This is a genomic window from Pseudoalteromonas ardens (genome assembly GCF_030125445.1).
Lineage (GTDB): Bacteria > Pseudomonadota > Gammaproteobacteria > Enterobacterales > Alteromonadaceae > Pseudoalteromonas > Pseudoalteromonas ardens.
The window spans coordinates 44,447-62,032 of sequence record NZ_JASJUV010000005.1; the positions used below are offsets into that span (position 1 = coordinate 44,447).

Annotated in this window: 17 protein-coding genes and 1 tRNA gene; 17 read left to right on the top strand and 1 reads right to left on the bottom strand. The window is 48.3% G+C overall.

Translation table 11 applies throughout. From position 1 onward, the window contains the following. Window positions 1-183: 183 nt before the first annotated feature. Window positions 184-1,476: a phosphopyruvate hydratase gene (gene eno / locus QNM19_RS15730; protein ID WP_010386748.1), complete on the top strand. Its 1,293-nt coding sequence runs from the start codon at window positions 184-186 to the stop codon at window positions 1,474-1,476. Between the two features lie 265 nt (window positions 1,477-1,741). Beyond that, window positions 1,742-2,104: a hypothetical protein gene (locus QNM19_RS15735; protein ID WP_049864676.1), complete on the top strand. Its 363-nt coding sequence runs from the start codon at window positions 1,742-1,744 to the stop codon at window positions 2,102-2,104. Window positions 2,105-2,170: 66 nt separating this feature from the next. Here the strand turns inward: QNM19_RS15735 and mutH are convergent, their stop codons facing one another. Further along, the gene (gene mutH, locus QNM19_RS15740; RefSeq protein ID WP_082225445.1) at window positions 2,171-2,845 is read right to left on the bottom strand and encodes a DNA mismatch repair endonuclease MutH; all 675 of its coding nucleotides are present in this window, start codon (window positions 2,843-2,845) and stop codon (window positions 2,171-2,173) included. 431 nt (window positions 2,846-3,276) lie between these two features. Between mutH and rppH the strand changes: the two genes are divergently transcribed. From rppH to QNM19_RS15815, 15 genes are all read left to right on the top strand, one after another. Further along, on the top strand, window positions 3,277-3,795 hold the full coding sequence (rppH, locus tag QNM19_RS15745) for an RNA pyrophosphohydrolase (RefSeq protein WP_010386751.1): 519 nt from the start codon (window positions 3,277-3,279) through the stop codon (window positions 3,793-3,795). 93 nt (window positions 3,796-3,888) lie between these two features. Further along, a complete protein-coding gene (ptsP, locus tag QNM19_RS15750; protein ID WP_049864675.1) occupies window positions 3,889-6,168 on the top strand; it encodes a phosphoenolpyruvate--protein phosphotransferase in 2,280 nt (759 codons plus the stop codon). A 66-nt stretch (window positions 6,169-6,234) separates the two neighbouring features. Further along, a complete protein-coding gene (locus QNM19_RS15755; protein ID WP_284026911.1) occupies window positions 6,235-7,047 on the top strand; it encodes a sulfite exporter TauE/SafE family protein in 813 nt (270 codons plus the stop codon). A 9-nt stretch (window positions 7,048-7,056) separates the two neighbouring features. Then, entirely contained in the window at window positions 7,057-7,851 is a 795-nt protein-coding gene (gene lgt / locus QNM19_RS15760) for a prolipoprotein diacylglyceryl transferase (protein WP_010386755.1), read from the top strand. A 152-nt stretch (window positions 7,852-8,003) separates the two neighbouring features. Then, entirely contained in the window at window positions 8,004-8,837 is an 834-nt protein-coding gene (locus QNM19_RS15765; protein ID WP_049864674.1) for a thymidylate synthase, read from the top strand. A 69-nt stretch (window positions 8,838-8,906) separates the two neighbouring features. Then, the gene (locus QNM19_RS15770) at window positions 8,907-9,521 is read left to right on the top strand and encodes a hypothetical protein (RefSeq protein ID WP_156202290.1); all 615 of its coding nucleotides are present in this window, start codon (window positions 8,907-8,909) and stop codon (window positions 9,519-9,521) included. A 239-nt stretch (window positions 9,522-9,760) separates the two neighbouring features. Next, window positions 9,761-10,333 carry a DUF4402 domain-containing protein gene (locus QNM19_RS15775; protein ID WP_284026912.1) on the top strand — a complete coding sequence of 191 codons (573 nt, stop codon included), beginning with the start codon at window positions 9,761-9,763 and terminating at the stop codon, window positions 10,331-10,333. 35 nt (window positions 10,334-10,368) lie between these two features. Continuing rightward, entirely contained in the window at window positions 10,369-10,824 is a 456-nt protein-coding gene (locus QNM19_RS15780; RefSeq protein ID WP_156202289.1) for a DUF4402 domain-containing protein, read from the top strand. 62 nt (window positions 10,825-10,886) lie between these two features. Then, window positions 10,887-11,699, top strand: coding sequence for a fimbrial biogenesis chaperone (locus QNM19_RS15785; RefSeq protein ID WP_284026913.1), 813 nt, complete (start codon window positions 10,887-10,889; stop codon window positions 11,697-11,699). A 14-nt stretch (window positions 11,700-11,713) separates the two neighbouring features. Further along, window positions 11,714-14,689: a carboxypeptidase regulatory-like domain-containing protein gene (locus QNM19_RS15790; protein ID WP_156202296.1), complete on the top strand. Its 2,976-nt coding sequence runs from the start codon at window positions 11,714-11,716 to the stop codon at window positions 14,687-14,689. 12 nt (window positions 14,690-14,701) lie between these two features. Then, entirely contained in the window at window positions 14,702-15,385 is a 684-nt protein-coding gene (locus QNM19_RS15795) for an SPOR domain-containing protein (protein ID WP_049864726.1), read from the top strand. 68 nt (window positions 15,386-15,453) lie between these two features. Then, on the top strand, window positions 15,454-16,050 hold the full coding sequence (locus tag QNM19_RS15800; RefSeq protein WP_010386762.1) for a FlgO family outer membrane protein: 597 nt from the start codon (window positions 15,454-15,456) through the stop codon (window positions 16,048-16,050). A gap of 11 nt (window positions 16,051-16,061) precedes the next feature. After that, the gene (locus tag QNM19_RS15805; protein WP_284026914.1) at window positions 16,062-16,715 is read left to right on the top strand and encodes a FlgO family outer membrane protein; all 654 of its coding nucleotides are present in this window, start codon (window positions 16,062-16,064) and stop codon (window positions 16,713-16,715) included. 2 nt (window positions 16,716-16,717) lie between these two features. Continuing rightward, complete coding sequence (locus QNM19_RS15810) at window positions 16,718-17,377, top strand: FlgO family outer membrane protein (protein WP_049864739.1); 660 nt, start codon at window positions 16,718-16,720, stop codon at window positions 17,375-17,377. Between the two features lie 130 nt (window positions 17,378-17,507). Further along, window positions 17,508-17,582 (top strand) — tRNA-Arg (locus QNM19_RS15815). Window positions 17,583-17,586 lie beyond the last annotated feature (4 nt).

Consider the following 17,586-nt stretch of genomic DNA (forward strand, 5'->3'; position numbering starts at 1 on the left):
ATAGAAAGCCGTGCCTTAGTGCACGGCTTTTTTAATTACCGAATGCGTTAAGTAACCCAGCGCATTGCTATATAACTGCCAGGCTTCGCTTTTCATGGGCCATCATTAGACACAGCGCGGTTATATAGCAATGCGAAAGCAGACACACAACACACTCACCACTTTGGGAAAAGAGGAATCAAGATGTCAAAAATCGTAAAAGTGATTGGCCGTGAAGTTATGGACTCACGTGGTAACCCTACCGTTGAAGCCGATGTTCATTTAGAGTCGGGCGCATGGGGCCGCGCATGTGCACCATCAGGTGCATCAACAGGAACTCGCGAAGCACTTGAATTACGTGACGGAGATAAAGCTCGTTACCTGGGTAAAGGTGTACTGACTGCGGTAAACTATGTGAACAATGAAATTGCAGCAGCCCTGAACGGACACAATGCCCTGGAACAACGTGCAATCGATCAGCTAATGCTGGACCTGGACGGCACTGAAAACAAAGAAAAGCTGGGTGCAAACGCGATTCTGGCAGTGTCTTTGGCAACTGCTAAGGCAGCAGCACAGGAAAAAGGTGTTGCACTGTACGAACACATTGCAGACATCAATGGTACTGCGGGTCAGTACTCTATGCCTGTACCTATGATGAACATTCTGAACGGCGGTGAGCACGCAGACAACAACGTTGATATTCAGGAGTTCATGGTTCAGCCGGTTGGCGCGAAAAGCTTCCGTGAAGCACTGCGCATGGGTGCAGAAATCTTCCATAGCCTGAAGAAAGTACTTAAGTCACGTGGCCTGAATACTGCGGTAGGTGATGAAGGTGGTTTTGCACCTGACCTTAAATCAAATGAAGAAGCACTGGAAGTGATCGTTGAAGCGGTTGCAGCTGCCGGTTATGAAATGAACCAGGATGTGACGCTGGCGTTGGATTGTGCTGCATCTGAGTTCTACAGAGACGGCAAATATGACCTACAGGGCGAAGGCAAAGCATTCGACTCTGAAGGCTTTGCAGGCTTCCTGGCTGATCTGGCAGCACGTTACCCAATCGTTTCTATTGAAGACGGTCTGGACGAAAGTGACTGGGCTGGCTGGAAGATCCTGACAGATAAGATCGGTGATAAAGTACAGCTGGTCGGTGACGACTTGTTCGTAACCAACACGAAGATCCTTAAGCGTGGTATCGATGAGCAGATCGGTAACTCTATCCTGATTAAGTTTAACCAAATTGGTTCACTGTCTGAAACACTGGATGCAATCAAGATGGCACAGGATGCAGGCTTCACAGCGGTTATCTCTCACCGTTCAGGCGAAACAGAAGATGCAACCATTGCTGATTTAGCAGTGGGTACCGCGGCAGGTCAAATCAAGACAGGTTCTCTGTGCCGCTCAGACCGTGTTGCTAAGTACAACCAGTTGCTACGTATTGAAGAAGCGCTGGGTGACAAGGCTATCTACAAAGGTCGTAGCGAGATCAAAGGTCAGTAATTTATATTCACTGACTGAAAAAGCCGCGCTTATTTAAGCGCGGCTTTTTTATTGGGGTAGTACAGGGTTCATGCTGAATATTCAAAAAGAAATTAAAAAGCATTTACCTTAGTGATACAATAATTAAAAGTACCTACTTTGGGTTCTTTTTGGTTTAAAGCTTTAAATATCTATCCGAATAGTAGCCCCCTTTTTGAATTTCAAATAGGCAACACTGATCGGTTTGTGGATGTCGTTTTTATATGGAAAATTCTGGAATATTGATATGAAAAAAATGCTTGGGTTGTTGTTATTGGCAGCTTCTTTAAATGCAGCAGCTGGTAATGCAACTTGTCGCGCTAAAGTCACTGACGTACAGTTAAACACAGCTAACCGCTTGGTCGCTTCTTTTGTTGGTGTGAGTGATCCATATTCACAGCCTATGACTGTTAAAAATTCTGGACTTTGTACGCTCAATGGGAATGCAAGTGAATATTGTCAGGCATTATACAGTGCTATGCTAGTTGCATTAACTACCCAAAATGAAGTCACAATATGGTTTAATAATACAGATAAGGAAAATGAATGCCCAAGTGGCAACTATCAATCTTTGGATAAAAAAGGAATGTATAATTTTAGGTTGCAGTAATAGTTCAAAGCATAACGGGCGATATACTAGTTCTGCATTTGCGAAAGATAGTAACTAGCGGGATCGCTATCCTACAAACTTTTCAGCCAATATGGCCTGCGTAAACTGCATTTTTAGATAAAACCCGCGTGGCAGGGTTTTTATGAGCTTGCCCTGTGGGCCAATGGCGTCGGTCAGCGCTTTACTGTTGGCGGCTTTTGGCCTTATCTGCATCACCTCACCGAGTTTGCCACTGATCTCATCTACACGTCCCAGTGCAATCAATTCAATTTGTTCCTCCCAGTCTCGTTGAAGCAGATGCTCCTGAATCGCATTTGGTTGCCATAAAAAACCGGTCCCTATGGTGCGATCAACCGGCGCAATGTCCCGCTCCGCTAAAATGGGCAGCCACAATACATGATTGAGCTTTTTCTTTACGGTACTGTCTTGCCAGCGTAACCCAGTCAGATTGGTGAGGGGAACCACAGACACATAGGTGGTTTCGAGTGGTTTGCCGTGATAGCCAATGGGCAGGGTTTTTAATTCGACACCGATAAATTCAAAGTCAGGCACAGGTTTAGAGCCTGCGCTGGCACCCAATACATATTCAATGAGCTGACCTGGCCAGCCCTTTTCCCGGGTCAGGTCTTGTGGAGTTTTGAAATGAAACTGCGCAGCCAGTTCTCCCAGGGTTTGCCCGGCGATGGCATCCACACGGGTCATGAGTTCAGCAATGGATTGGGGTGGGGTGGGCTTTTGCACAGTCTGGCTCGTTACTATCTGATTGACTGCGTATGGTAACAAAAATAAATAGAAAATGTGGATGAAAACAGTTTTGTGTGTTTTTTGAACGCCTTGTCTGTGGGTTACTCTTTAAGCTGTGACTTTCTTACTCTTTAGGTTTAATCTTATGATTTGTATAAACTTTTTAAATCTAACTCAACATCATTCAGAGTCAAAAATAGCCAGTCATTGGATAAATACAAGTATATAAACATAATTATCCACAGATTCTGTGGAGAAAATGCAAATTTGACTAGGTTATTGTGGATTTGTTTGTAAAATCATCATGAATAGTTAAACTTATGCACAAGTTGTGGGTAAGTTGCGTAAAAGCAGGAATTAAATTTGCCCAGTGCTCTGAGTTGTGGAACAATCAAAATCATATCAAACAAATATACGAGGCACTTAAGGTGATTGATGCCGAAGGATTTCGTGCCAATGTAGGAATTGTTATTTGTAACAATCAGGGGCAGGTATTTTGGGCGCGGCGCTATGGCCAGCATTCATGGCAGTTTCCGCAAGGGGGTGTGGATGAAGGTGAAACGCCCGAGCAGACCATGTACCGTGAACTGCATGAAGAGGTTGGACTACGACCGGAAGATGTGGAAATCGTTGCCAGCTCAAAACATTGGTTACGTTATAAATTGCCAAAGCGACTGATCCGTAAAGACTCAAGTCCGGTGTGTATTGGCCAGAAGCAAAAATGGTTTCTGCTGAAACTCAAGTGCAAAGATGAAGATGTAGACTTAATGCGCACTCATCACCCTGAATTTGATGATTGGCGTTGGGTCAGTTACTGGTATCCCGTGCGCCAGGTTGTGTCGTTTAAACGCGATGTATACCGCAGGGTGATGAAAGAGTTTGCCCCCTTTGCGATGCCTTTTAATCGTAAAGAACATGCACATAAAGACCACTGGCGACGTCGTTAAGTGGCGTAGCGTATCGTCACCAGTGTTGGTTATGCTTAACAGAAAGAGTAAATGAGCAGTACAGAGCGATTTCTACCAATTTAGGAGTCAGGTGTGTTAGCAACATTACGAACCATCGCGGAGGTAGTCTCACAGCAAGATAACCTCGAAACGGCCTTATCTCGCTTTGTGATGATGGTTAAGGAAGCAATGCACACTGAGTGTTGTTCCGTTTACTTTGCCGATTATAGTCAGGACAACTTTGTACTGATGGCCAGTGACGGCCTCAATCCGGACGCCGTTGGCCAGTTTCGGGTCGGCTTCACAGAGGGTCTGGTTGGGTTGGTTGCCCAGCGTGAAGAGCCCATCAATATCGCGCATGCACAGAGTCACCCCAGATTCAAATTACACGACGAAGTGCACGAAGAGGGCTACAATGCCTTTTTGTCAGTGCCTGTCGTGCATCAACGAAAAGTGTTGGGCGTAATTGTTGTGCAGCAACGAGAAGAGCGCGTCTTCAGTCATGATGAGGAGTCCTTCTTAATTACGCTGTCTGCTCAGCTGGCCTCACAACTTGCACAGGTGGAATTGCAATCTGTCCTGAAGCAGGATGCCTCCAGTCATAAAACATCAGTGCTCAAAGGGGTGGCAAGCGCACCCGGTATTGCCCTTGGTGAAGCGTTTGTGGTCATCCCTAAACTCGACTTTGCCAGTATTGAATCTCAGCAATGTGAACAGATACACCAGCAGCGGCAGCTATTCCAACAGGCGGTTGCCGCGACCCGACAAGAATTTCATGTGCTGAAAAACACCCTTAGTGACTCGCTACCCAAAGAAGCTCTGGCTGTGTTTGAAGTGTATCAACAGCTGCTGGATGCCCGCAGCCTGGGCCAGCGTGTTGAACAGCAGCTGGAGCAGGGGTGGAATGCTAAATCTGCGTTGAAGCATGTGATTATCGAACTGGTGACGCAGTTTGAAGCCATGTCTGATCCTTATATACGTGAGCGGGCGGTCGATGTTCGAGATCTGGGGCTCAGGGTTTTACATCATCTGGTTAGCACTGAGAGCATGGTAAAGCGTTATCCGGATAACACCATTTTAATTGCCAATGAACTGACACCTGCGATGCTGGCCGAGGTCCCTAAAAACAAACTCAAAGGGGTCATCAGTGTGCACGGCTCGGCAAATTCGCATGCCTCTATTTTGACCCGGGCAATGGGGATCCCCGCTATCTGGGGGATTGAGGACATTCCCTTGTTGCAGTTTGATGGCAAAGACATGATCCTCGATGCTTACGCCGGGCGTGTCTATATTTCGCCCTCCGACGTGTTGCGTAATGAATATTCAGCACTGAAGCTTAAAGAGGGCCAGCTACACGACAAATTTGAAGCTGAGCATCATTTATCTTCTGTCACCGCGGACGGTGAACGGATCAGCCTGTTGCTCAATGCAGGCCTGGACTTATCTACCGAGCACCTCAGTGCCAAATATTGTGATGGTGTAGGATTGTATCGTACTGAAGCTTGGTTTATGCAGCGTGGGCAGTTTCCTTCTCAGGCTGAGCAGGAGAGCTGGTATCGCGATGTGCTGGCACGTTATCATCCTGAACCTGTCATTATGCGTACGCTGGACATTGGCGGTGATAAAGTGCTGGACTACTTTAACATCAGTGAGGACAACCCCTTTCTTGGCTGGCGCGGGATCCGGGTTACGCTTGATCACCCTGAGCTGTTTTTAGATCAACTTAAGGCTATGCTTAAAGCCAATGCAGGTCTGGGCAATTTACGTATTATGCTACCTATGGTCAGCCATACCGAGGAAGTGGATGAAGCTTTAGGATTACTGGAGCAGGCCTACTTTGAACTACAGGAAGAGTGGGCAGACCAATTTTATACCATAGATAAGCCCGACATCGGCGTGATGCTTGAAGTACCATCGAGCATCTTTTTATTGCCTGAATGGGCTGAAAAAGTCGATTTCTGCTCAGTAGGCAGTAATGATTTAACGCAATATCTGCTGGCAGTAGACAGGGCCAATGCACAGGTTGCAGAGCTATTTGAGCCGTATCATCCCAGCGTGCTGCGGGTGTTGAAAAAAATTGCTGATGACTGTCAGCAACTGGAGCTACCATTCAGTTTATGTGGTGAACTCGGTGGTGAGCCAGAAGGTGCCATTTTACTCGTGGCGATGGGGTTTCGCCGCCTCAGTATGAATATTTCCTCTCTGAACAAAATAAAGTGGACACTGCGTCGGCTTGCCGTCAAAGATATGGAGGCCTTGCTTACTCAGTGCCTCACGGCATCCAGTGCCAAACAGGTTCACCGGCTACTACGTGAATTTCTGATAGCGCATGGATTAAGCGAGTTACTTTATACCAAAAGTGATACAGCCTGATCCGCGACTGGAGGCGTCTGTTCAGATAAGTTACTATAACGCGCCCATAATAATAAGAGTGTCTTTATGACAATCAGTGTGTTACTCATTTTGAGCTGCGCCTTGCTTGGCTGTGTGGTTGGTTTTCTCGCAGGGTTACTTGGCATTGGCGGCGGCTTGATCATTGTTCCGGTACTGTCGGCAATTTTATTGTATTTCGAGGTGCTGGCTGATGAATATGTCATTGTCGTTGCCATTGCCACCTCTTTGGCGTCGATATTATTTACGTCAACTTCCTCCGCACTGGCACACCACCGAAATCACAACGTGCCCTGGGAGATAGCGCCTTGGGTGATGACTGGCGTGGCTCTGGGCGCTTTAATCAGTGGCTTTATGGTTTCACTGATCCCGGTGCACTGGGTAAAGTGGACGTTTGTCATTTCTGTGTTGCTTATTGCCATTAAAATGGTGTTCAGTTCTCAATCATCGGCCTCCGACAAGTCGCGCAATTTACCGTCAGGCCCGGTTTTAACCGCCATCACCACCCTGATGGGGGCTTTGTCTGCGATGATAGGCATTGGCGGTGGCGTACTGATTGTGCCACTGTTGAGCTATTTTTCTGTGGATATGCGCAGAGCGATAGGGTGCGGGGCGGTCAGTGGCATTGTGATCGCCTTATTTGGCTCCGTAGGTTACATAGTGTCGGGTGGGCAGGCATTGAAATTAGCAGACGGTTTTGCCGGTTTTGTGTATTTACCGGCATTATTTGGTATTGTGCTGACATCCTGGTTTGTCGCGCCAATGGGCGCTAAAGCAACGCACTATCTGCCGGTGCCAGTGATTAAGAAAGTGTTCGCGTTACTGCTCGTGGTGATTGCGGGAAAAATGTTATTTTATTGAGGGAAAGCGATGGCTTTGCAGTTTCCAGAAATCGATCCAATTATTTTTTCGATTGGACCCCTAAGTGTGCGCTGGTATGGCGTGATGTATTTAATCGGTTTTGCGTTTGCCATGTGGTGGGCGAATAAAGAAGCTGATAAGCCCAATTCGGGGTGGACCAAAGATGAAGTCAGTGACTTGCTATTTTATGGCATGTTGGGGGTCATCCTGGGCGGACGAATTGGCTACGTCTTATTTTACCAGTTCAATCTCTTCCTTGAAAACCCGATGTATCTGCTTCGTATCGATCAGGGCGGCATGTCCTTCCATGGCGGCGCATTGGGTGTCATTGCAGGTATATTTATCTTTGCATGGCGATTTAAGAAATCACCGTTGGCAGTGGGTGACTTTGTAGTACCTATGGTTCCTGTGGGCCTGTTGGCAGGGCGTATTGGTAACTTCATTAATGGTGAATTATGGGGTCGCCCCACAGATGTGCCCTGGGCGGTGGTTTTCCCGACTGGAGGCCCGCTTGCCCGTCACCCGTCACAACTTTACGAAGCCTTTTTAGAAGGTTTGGTGTTATTCATCATGCTGATCTGGTATCGCAAGCAGCCACGCCCGGCTGGCAGTATTGCCGGTTTGTTCCTGGTTGGCTACGGGACTTTCCGCTTTATCGTTGAGTACTTCCGTGAGCCGGATGCGCATATCGGTCTGTATGCCGGCATGATTTCTCAGGGCCAAATTTTGTCCTTACCTATGATGATTGGTGGCCTTGGCTTGATGCTTTGGAGCCACAAGCGTACCTCGACAGCGAGCGCCTAAACTACATTGGGACCCCGCGCTTGGGGTCCCAGTCTGCCTTGCAATAAATCCCATCGTGAATTAGTTACCCCGGCGTGCGAACGTAGTATACTTTTGTACCAGACAAACCCCTTGTGTAGGGTCAATAGAGAGATCATTTTGAGGAGTAAAGCATGAAAGTGTATTTGGAGTTGTTGCGAGACGTATTAGAAAACGGCACCCAGAAAGGGGACCGCACTGGTACAGGTACGCGCTCCGTATTTGGCCGTCAGATCCGTCATAACCTCCAGGATGGTTTTCCGCTGCTGACCACCAAAAAGTTGCACTTTAAAAGTATTGCCAATGAGTTGATCTGGTTCTTAAAAGGGGATACCAATAAAACCTGGCTAAATGAAAACGGCGTTAAAATCTGGGATGAATGGGCGCTGGAAAACGGAGATCTGGGTCCGATTTATGGTAAGCAGTGGACGGCGTGGCCGACTAAAGAAGGCGGTGAGATTAATCAGATTGACTACGTTGTTGATACATTGAAAAACAATCCTAATAGCCGTCGTATTTTATTTCATGGCTGGAATGTTGAGTATCTGCCTGATGAGTCCATGAGTCCACAGGAGAACGTAGAGGCTGGTCGTATGGCGTTGCCACCTTGCCACTTGCTTTATCAGTTCTATGTAGCAGATGGCAAATTATCCGGCCAACTGTATATCCGCAGCTCAGATATCTTCCTGGGACTGCCGTATAACATCGCCAGTTTGTCTCTGCTGGTGCATATGCTGGCACAGCAGTGCGACCTAGAACCTGGAGAAGTGATTGTGAGTTTTGGTGATTTGCATGCCTACTCAAACCATATGGCGCAAATTGAGCAACAGTTACAGAGAGAGCCGAAAGGCCTGCCGACACTCAATATTCTGCGTAAGCCAGAGTCTATTTATGATTATCGTTTCGAAGATTTTGCAATAGAGGGGTATGATGCCGACCCCAACATTAAAGCGCCTGTTGCGATTTAATGTACAAAAGACGTAATATGTTGTTGGCGGCCAGTGAAGGCCGCTTGTTATAAAAGGAGCACGACAACGATGTTGATCCATTCCAGCATGTGCCATCAACGCACCAGAACACCTGCGATAACGCATGTGATATTACTTGCAGGCACTGTGCTCTTATCTGCTTGCAGTTCAAATCCATCACCGGATGAAGAGGCTGAGGCGCTTGCCCGGGCTGAATTAATCAAAACCTACAATCAGCACAAAGCCAATATTGAACGAGTCGCTAAGATGGAGCAGGACCTGTCTCAGCTGCTGACTTTGTTGTCTGAATCCAGTGGGATTAAGCCAATTGAAGAGCAGCTGGCTCAGTCAGAAAAACCCGTTACTACCCACCGGGCAGAGCAGACTGCGGTCACCAATGCCTTTACTACGCCAGGACAAAGTCTGTTTGTGGTGCAATTTGGTCGTCATCTGTTAGGTACGCGTGCACAGGCACAGAATCAACGGATCAAAGCATCTCTATCACTCATACAAAGTTATTATCCTGAGATATTTAATTCTGTTTCAATTTATTCACAAACGCCGGCGCAAAATGGGTCCCAATTCTTCCTTACACAGGCTTCAGGGTTTGGTTCTGAGCAGGAAAGCACCTTGTTTTGTCGTTTAATTAAGGCCAGTGGTCAACCCTGTAAATTAGTTAACTGACTAAAAACACTTGAAATAAAATTAAAGGTTTTATATCTAGGTACGATATATTAGACATCTATTTAGTGTTTTTATTCAAAGTCGAGCACCTTTCTACCCAAGGGCACTCGAATAATGATAGAAAACAACTATAAAGTTGTAGTTTTACGTGTGCATTGATGATGCGATGCACATGGAGTTTGTTGGCCGACTACGGATACGGCTATTTGATAAAAAAGGACCTACTGATGGAAAAGTTAATGAAAAAGTACTCTCTACTCTCAATTCTGGCTGCAATGCCGGTACTGACTACTGCACAGCCTGCAGAGTTCAAAGCGTCAGTTACAGTAAAAAATGTCTTCACTTTTGAAAATACTGAGCCGCTGAGCTTTGGTACAATCCGTGCCAGTGGTGACACTGGTGGTGTAGAAACCGCCACCCTGATTATTTCTGCAAACCCAAATACGGCACCACGAGCTGCTTCTACGGATGTGGCTAAAGCCGAAATTGCGATTCTTGAGCCAGGCAGTCCCGCTAAGTTTACGGTTGATGGCGTCGCACCTTATGCATCGCTAACCATTACTGACCCAACAGAAACGGATGTGCTACCACAAAGCCTGCCACCCGGCACGCCGAGCTTCAAGCTGAGCGCTTTTACATATTATGTGACCTCCGGCACTACCCCTGCCGCTGCAACAACGACACTTCAGGCAGATGCTGAAGGTAAAATTGCCTTTAATGTGGGCGCGACACTCACCACGGAGAGCGCGGATAAGGGCAACTACCTTGATGGTGAATATGAAGGTACGTTTAACGTAGAGCTAAGCTACTAGTGTACAGAGGCGGGCAAGGTGCCCGCTGGTCACCCATGAAAGTGCTGTTTGTGCTTTTGGGCTTGTTCTTCAGCTGGTGCTGTCAGGCTAATATTGTACGTAATGCGGACCTGAATTTCGGCACCATTATTGTGGCGGACCCCAGTGTTGCGAGCAGTGTTGTGGTGTCACCAGGCGGTGGCACAAGCTCGTCGGGCAGCATTCATGTGATCAAAAAAGGGCACCCGGCTGAACTCCTGCTGGAATCGTTTCCTGCGGGTGTTTATCTGAATATATCGACTGATTTGCTCAATGACCAATTAGCGCATAGTAACCTCATCACAGAGGGGAAGCTGAGTGTGACTAAGTTGCATCATTCTGCCAGGGTATTCACTGACCGGGATGGCCGCGCCCGTCTGTTAATTGGCGGTACGTTACAAAGTCAGGCTTCAGCAGCGCTTTATGTAGATGGTCAATATGCAACGACAGTCAGTGTCGAAGTAAGCTATTAACTTAGCTTTTAGCCGGTAACACCGGCACTCGCCTCCATGAGCAGTAAAATAGGCAAAATTCAATGAAGTATATTACCCACATCGTGTTGTTCGCACTGCTGTCATGTACAGCACACGTGTACGCGAACTTACTGATTTCCCCCACCCGGGTTGTCTTTGATGAGCGTCAGCGCAGTGCCAAGGTGTTTCTGATCAACAGTAGTCAGGAATATAAAACCTATCGTCTGAGCTTTAAAGAAAAACGGGCATTGCCAGAGGGTGGCTACACAGATGTGTCTGAGCAGGAAAACCCTATGCGTCTGAGTGGGTTGCTCAGAATGACACCAAAACAAGTTCGTCTTGCGCCTGGTGAGCGTCAGGTCGTGAAGCTGGCGTTGCGTCGTCAAAGAAACATGGCAGCGGGAGAGTACCGCTCGCACCTGTTCTTTCAGGCATTACCTGAGAAAAAAGATCTGGATCAGGCTGGGGTGGGGATCAGGCTCAATATGATCATGAGCTACAGTATCCCGCTGATCTACCGTCAGTCTGCATCCTCACCTCAGGTGTCCATTGATGCAGCCACTCTGAATCGCGGTCAGGCGGGGCAACTAGAAACGGTTAACCTGATTTTGTCGCGCAAAGGGGATGCCAGTCCTTTTGGTGGTGTGCGCGTTTTCTGGCGCGCTCAAAACGGGGTAAACTGGGAGGAGGCGGCACTGGTTAACAGCTTCAGCATTTATCCGGAACTCAGTCAGGCGCAGTTGCAGCTGAAGCTGCTGGCACCAGAGATGTTTCAGGGAGCGCGTTCCGGGCAGCTAAAAGTGGTTTATACAGGCAGCGGTGAATATAAAGGACAGTCATTTGCTGAGCGTATTTTCTCCGTTACTGTGCCCTGAATGCAGGCTCGTTAATGGCTAGAATCGTACCATGCGTGGTATTCGCTGTGATTTGCGCAAGTACAATGCCAGCACATGGGACCTCACAACAGGATTTCTCTGAGGTTCTCAGTACGCTGCAACGCATACAGGCAAAACTGTCGCAGTCACAAGCCAGTCTGACGGTGAATAATCAGCCTGCGCAGTCAGGGATCCCGGAAGGTGAAGACCTGTTCTTATCTGTTTATGCTGACGGGGTGTATCTGGGTGAGGTGTTTGCGGTTAAAAGTAAGCGCGATGCGCAAGTTGAATTGCGCAGCTTGTTTGCGGTGCTGGACTTTGCCATCAGCGATGATGATAAGCCTGACTATTACACCGGCTGGTATCTGAGTCCTGAGCGTACTTTTTTACTTGATAGTGGGCAAAAACGAGCGCTGGTCAATGACCAGGAATATCGGCTTTCAGAGCAGGATATCTCCCATGCACAGGGCGAAGTCTTCGTTGAGTCTGCGTTGGTAGCAGACTGGTTTGGGTTGAATCTCCAGTTTAACTATACCGATCAAAGCTTACTGGTGCAGTCTCCAGTGCCGCTGCCAGCATTGGAACGTCAGGCACGTGCTAATCGTAAGATTGCTCAGCATAGCGCCGGCTCAGCTTCTAAACTGGCCTGGAAGCCCAATCCTTATCAATTTTTATCTTCTCCCTTGATGGATATGCAGTTTGGTTATCGTCGTGACAATGATGAAGATGCTTTTTACTATTCGGCGCTGGGCGCACATGATCTCGCATTCTGGAATGTAGAGTATTTTGTGGCGGGCACAGAGGGAGATGCGTTTGATCAGGGTCGCTTTAAGGGGAAAAGAGAGGATAGCCAGGGGCGGTTGTTGGGCCAGATGCAGGCCACACAGTTAGAAGTCGGTGATATTCAGGCAACCCATATTGGTGCCGGGCAGTCTGCCGGGCAAGGTGTGGGGATGCGGGTGTCGGATAAGCCGCTGCATGCTGAAATACAGGAACAGAGTGTCCAGATCAGTGGCTCAGTGCAGGCTGGCTGGGATGTCGAACTGTATCACAATGGCTTGTTGGTTGCGCAGCAGCTCCAGGTCCAAACGGGGCGTTATGATTTTGATCGTATCCCTTTGTATTTTGGTAGTAATCAGTTTGAACTGGTTAAGTATGGGCCACAAGGGCAGGTTGAGCGTGAGCAGCGTAGCTATTTTGTTGAGGGGACCGGGCTGAAAACTGGTCAGGGTTATTTCGATGTGTCCATCACCGACAGCGGTAGCGCAATCTTAGGTAATGATCTTGCCTATACAACGCAGTCAGGCTGGCATGTTCACGGTCGTTATGACCTCGGTATCTCTGACACTATGTCAGTCTATGCGGGTATCGCTGAGGCGCTGTCGAATGAAGCGCTTATTGAGCGCACCGTCACAACTGGCGGTACATTAAGTTTGTGGAAAAAAATGCTCCTTAATTTGGATTTATCCCACGACAGCGAGTCGCAGCACCGGGCCAGACTTAGTGCCAGAACTGAATGGGCAGGGCAGGCTATCAGTGCGGGCTGGCAGACACAGCGTCGATTGCTCAACACCTCACAGGTGAGCGATGATTATCGAGATACCCGGGGCGTGTACCTGCGTATGTCGGGCATGTTTGATGTCCTGAATAGGCAGTTATCCTATCAAAATCAGGCGCAATGGAATCGCACTGATCAGGATACTGAATATACTTTGCTGACCAATCGATTAAGTCTCTCTTTGGGTCGCGTGACTGTCAGCAATCAGGTGCAATGGCAATCTAATAATGCCGCTGGCGACCACTCAATGTCGGGTCAGGTGAGATTTCAGACTCGTTTGGGGCGTATATTTGGTCGCTTGATTTTTGATTATGATTTGCACCCACACAGTGAATTGATTGCCTACGAAACGCGTTTTTATCGCAGTTTAAACGAGCAGTTTAACGTTGAGTTGAGTTTCAGAGAGACGCTTGAAACTGACTATCAAAAAGGTGAGCTGGGTTTGAACTGGCGGGGCGACAAAATTCGCCTGAATAGTCAGCTCAGTTATGACAGTTACGATGAATGGGAAGTGGGGATAAACGGGCAGTTTAGCTTTGGTTATCACCCTCAAAGCGAACAGCTGTTGTTTAGTCAGCGGCGATTGGCCAGTAATGGCGCGGTGCTGGTCAAGGTCTATGTAGATCATAATGCCAATGGGGTGTTTGACGAATCAGATGAAGTGGTACCCGAAGTCAGAGTGCGGGCATTGCAAAATTATATGCAAGGTACCACCGATGAGCAGGGGCTGGTGCTACTCAGTGGGATGCCGGTGAATCAAAAAACCGATATGGTGATTGATACTGACAGTCTTGAGATGCCTTTTGTCATCCCTGCGATTGAAGGGCTGGCGATTACACCACGGCGCGGTTTCGTTGAATATTTGGAGCTGCCTTTGGTCAATACCAGTGAAATAGAGGGGGTTGTTTACCAACAAACCGAGATTGAAAACGCCCCCATACCATACGCCGATGTGACTTTGCTGGATGAACACGGCGCACAGGTTGCACGCACCCAGGCTGCGTATGACGGCTATTATGTATTTACAGACATTAAACCAGGTCGCTATCGGGCGCAGGTTGCCAATGCCGCCAGGCGTGGACTGACACACAGTGAGCAAGTGGAAGTGGCGTTATCACAGCAAGGAGATGTGCTGGTGGAAGTTGACTTGCAGCTGGCACCCCAGTCAATCCAGGATATCACGGTGCTCTCTGTCGGGCGCTTTACCTCGCTGCCGATATTGAAAACCTACGCTATGCTACTGCGTCAGCGACATCGTCAATTGATCACTGACCCCCCGTTTTATCTCTTTGACGACAAGGCACAGGCTTACATGCTGGGTATTGCGTTCACGCAAAATGATGCGGATACAACGCAACTGAAACAACGTTGTAATGCATTACAAACAGCGGGCGTGCCGTGTCAGCTTGAACACACAGAATTAAAACATTAAAGGGAACGAGTTATGAAGTTAGTACCTTACCTGGTATGGCCTTTGCTGGCCTTGATCAGTGGGTGTGCCAGTAATAGTCAGGATGACCAGCGACTGGCCAAATTAGAGCAGCAACTCACCCAGTTGAATGCAGAAGTACAACAGATTAAGCACAGTATTGAGCAGTGGCAGCAGGTGGCGCCACAGGTTAATGAGTTGCTGACCATTGAACAGGACCTTGACTTGTTAAGCACACAGTTGCAGCTGGCACTGACCCCAAATCAGCCACAGTCTGAGGTGATGGTCGCCCAGGTGAACAAGCCGCCGGGTATTGTCGAGCAGCGCCTGACTGCCCAGACATTGCGCGTAGAAGCAACAGAAGTCACCGCGCCCGATCAAGCACCTCAGGAGGAATCTTCCACTGAACAGCGGTTAGTCGTGGCTGATAAAAAGGCTGAGTTTGCAGTACAACTGGCTGCTACCAGAAAGCAAAGTCAGCTAAAAACCGTTCACCAGCGTCTGCTAAAAGACTATCCACCGTTGCGCCAGCATCCGGTTAATGTTGAGCAAGTGGAGGTTCGTGGGCAACGGTATTTCCGGCTGAAACTTGGTGCGTTTGAAAATAAGGCGCAAGGACAGGCGCTGTGTGCTGAACTCAGACCATTTCATCCACAGTGTTTGTTAAGTCACTATACAGACAACCCAATCACGTTATAGCATGTGCGTAAACTGCATTATGGATCGCTTCTTGCATTTGTTTCGTCAAATAGAGAGAGGTGATCATTATGCAACTTCCTGCCGTGATAGTCGCACTGGCCCTGTCGGTGCTGCTCAGTGGCTGCGCTGGAATAATGAAAGCGCAGGAACAAGACAAGGTGGAGCAAGCGCCCCCCTTGCCGACATTACATCAGTATATGGGGCAACTTGCTGCCGCTTTGGGGGAACACAGTCGCCCGCTTAAGCCCGGCGCAACAGTCGCGGTGACGAGTTTTTATCTTGCTGACCAGTTGGGTAATGCGCTCGCGAGCAACCAGGGGAGTGGCCTAAGCACACAGGTTCAGGAAAGTCTGATCAGCTATGTAACGCAAATGGGACTGGAAGTAGTAGAGTTTCGGTTACAACGGACTTTAACTTTGTCGGACAGTGCCGATAACCTATTAAACCGTGATATAGCGTTATTGCGAGAACGTCATAAATTTGACCTCGCGCTAACGGGCACCATCAGTGAAAGCCATGACCATTACACGATCAATGCGCGATTGATCACTATGCTTGATAGCCGCACGGCATCCGCTGCGACCATCTCTGTGCCCAAAGCGGTATTGTGGGGAGATGAAAAAGCCCAAATGCGAGACGGCAAGTTACATCGCGGCCAGTATTAGTGGAGACAAAGATGAAAAAATCTGTGATAGCACTTGTGTTACCTACCCTTACCTTGTTTGGGTGTGCACAGCTGGGCATGACCAAACACCAGGAAACCACGGTGGCACCTGGCAAGTTTAGTGCTGCGGAGCAGTTTCAGGCGCACCCCAGAGGGGTGCAGCAAATGACAGTATCACAACGTATGGCGGCCAAAAATGTGACGCATTACGTACAAAAGCTGATGCAAGACATGGTCAGTAATGTGAAATACATTAATGGGCAGACACCGGTAGCGGTATCGAGCTTTGTCTTTTTAGATGAAGATTTTAATCATGCTACCTTGCTGGGTAATCAGATTGCTGAAAGCTTCATACACGAGCTGCACAACTTTGGCGTGCCGGTCATCGACTTTAAAACAACGGACTTTATGCGAGTCACCAAACATGGTGATTTCATTTTCAGCCGTGATTTTTTAGAGCTGTCTGATGAATTACCGTTTAAATACGTGATGGCAGGCACACTGTCGCATCACCAGGGCGGGATCTTAGTCAACGCCCGGATAGTGGGCATGCAAAGCAAAATGGTGGTCGGTACAGCACAAGGGTTTTTACCTCAAGCAGTGGTGAATGCGCTGAGAGACGGTGCGATCCACGACGGGATCCGGTTACAAAGAGCGGGTGAGTGATCATGAAAACACGCATTCTGAGTGGCTTAACGCTGTCGGTCGTGATGTTGAGTGGCTGCCAGATGATGGGCAGTCAACCTGCCTCGTCAACAGTGACGACCACTGCCATGACGCCTAAAGTGGCAAAATTTCGTGAAATAGAAGTACTGTACGAGGCTTTGGAAGAACAGGCGCCTGAAGCTGAGCACCCGGTTGATCCGGGGTTTGTGAGTGAGCGACATCGTAAACAGGTTGCCAATTATGCATCTCAGATAGCGCTGGAGTTATCCGACTCTTTGCTGGGCGTGCACCCACATTCAGTGGCGGTGACGAGCTTTGTGAGTTTTGACGATACGCTGCGAAGCAGCAACCAGTTGGGTAATCAACTTTCAGAAAACCTGATCCATGCTTTTCAGAAGCTCGGCTATGCGGCACTGGATTTTAAGTCCCAGCAACAGATCCAGGTCACGCGTAGCGGTGATTTCGTTTTTTCACGGGATAGCAGAGCCTTACCGGGTAAACCTGACCCCAGTCATGTGCTCTCTGGCACGATGATCTATCGTGATCGGGGTGTTGAGGTCAATGCGCGTTTGCTGGACTTTGAAAGCCGCCTTGTGGTTGCCAGCTGCATGGTGACTATTCCTTATTTTGTGCTGGGCCACGGTGCCACAGCCGCCAGATAATCTCGATCCGGCAGGGCGCGTATTACGTCACTGCCGCCCTCACTACTCATAAAAGCGTATTTAATTTTTATTAAGAATCAATCGGTTGACCAACAAGCTGAAAAGGCTTACTATTTTGACACCGCGCTGTGGCCTCTTAGTTAAATGGATATAACAGTCCCCTCCTAAGGGATAGTTGCAGGTTCGATTCCTGCAGGGGCCGCCACGTC

What these genes read in the sequence shown, in the direction of transcription:
- eno (WP_010386748.1), top strand. Translation starts at nt 184, where the DNA reads ATGTCAAAAATCGTAAAAGTGATTGGCCGTGAAGTTATGGACTCACGT.
- QNM19_RS15735 (WP_049864676.1), top strand. Translation starts at nt 1,742, where the DNA reads ATGAAAAAAATGCTTGGGTTGTTGTTATTGGCAGCTTCTTTAAATGCA.
- QNM19_RS15755 (WP_284026911.1), top strand. Translation starts at nt 6,235, where the DNA reads ATGACAATCAGTGTGTTACTCATTTTGAGCTGCGCCTTGCTTGGCTGT.
- lgt (WP_010386755.1), top strand. Translation starts at nt 7,057, where the DNA reads ATGGCTTTGCAGTTTCCAGAAATCGATCCAATTATTTTTTCGATTGGA.
- QNM19_RS15765 (WP_049864674.1), top strand. Translation starts at nt 8,004, where the DNA reads ATGAAAGTGTATTTGGAGTTGTTGCGAGACGTATTAGAAAACGGCACC.
- QNM19_RS15770 (WP_156202290.1), top strand. Translation starts at nt 8,907, where the DNA reads ATGTTGATCCATTCCAGCATGTGCCATCAACGCACCAGAACACCTGCG.
- QNM19_RS15775 (WP_284026912.1), top strand. Translation starts at nt 9,761, where the DNA reads ATGAAAAAGTACTCTCTACTCTCAATTCTGGCTGCAATGCCGGTACTG.
- QNM19_RS15780 (WP_156202289.1), top strand. Translation starts at nt 10,369, where the DNA reads ATGAAAGTGCTGTTTGTGCTTTTGGGCTTGTTCTTCAGCTGGTGCTGT.
- QNM19_RS15785 (WP_284026913.1), top strand. Translation starts at nt 10,887, where the DNA reads ATGAAGTATATTACCCACATCGTGTTGTTCGCACTGCTGTCATGTACA.
- QNM19_RS15790 (WP_156202296.1), top strand. Translation starts at nt 11,714, where the DNA reads ATGGCTAGAATCGTACCATGCGTGGTATTCGCTGTGATTTGCGCAAGT.
- QNM19_RS15795 (WP_049864726.1), top strand. Translation starts at nt 14,702, where the DNA reads ATGAAGTTAGTACCTTACCTGGTATGGCCTTTGCTGGCCTTGATCAGT.
- QNM19_RS15800 (WP_010386762.1), top strand. Translation starts at nt 15,454, where the DNA reads ATGCAACTTCCTGCCGTGATAGTCGCACTGGCCCTGTCGGTGCTGCTC.
- QNM19_RS15805 (WP_284026914.1), top strand. Translation starts at nt 16,062, where the DNA reads ATGAAAAAATCTGTGATAGCACTTGTGTTACCTACCCTTACCTTGTTT.
- QNM19_RS15810 (WP_049864739.1), top strand. Translation starts at nt 16,718, where the DNA reads ATGAAAACACGCATTCTGAGTGGCTTAACGCTGTCGGTCGTGATGTTG.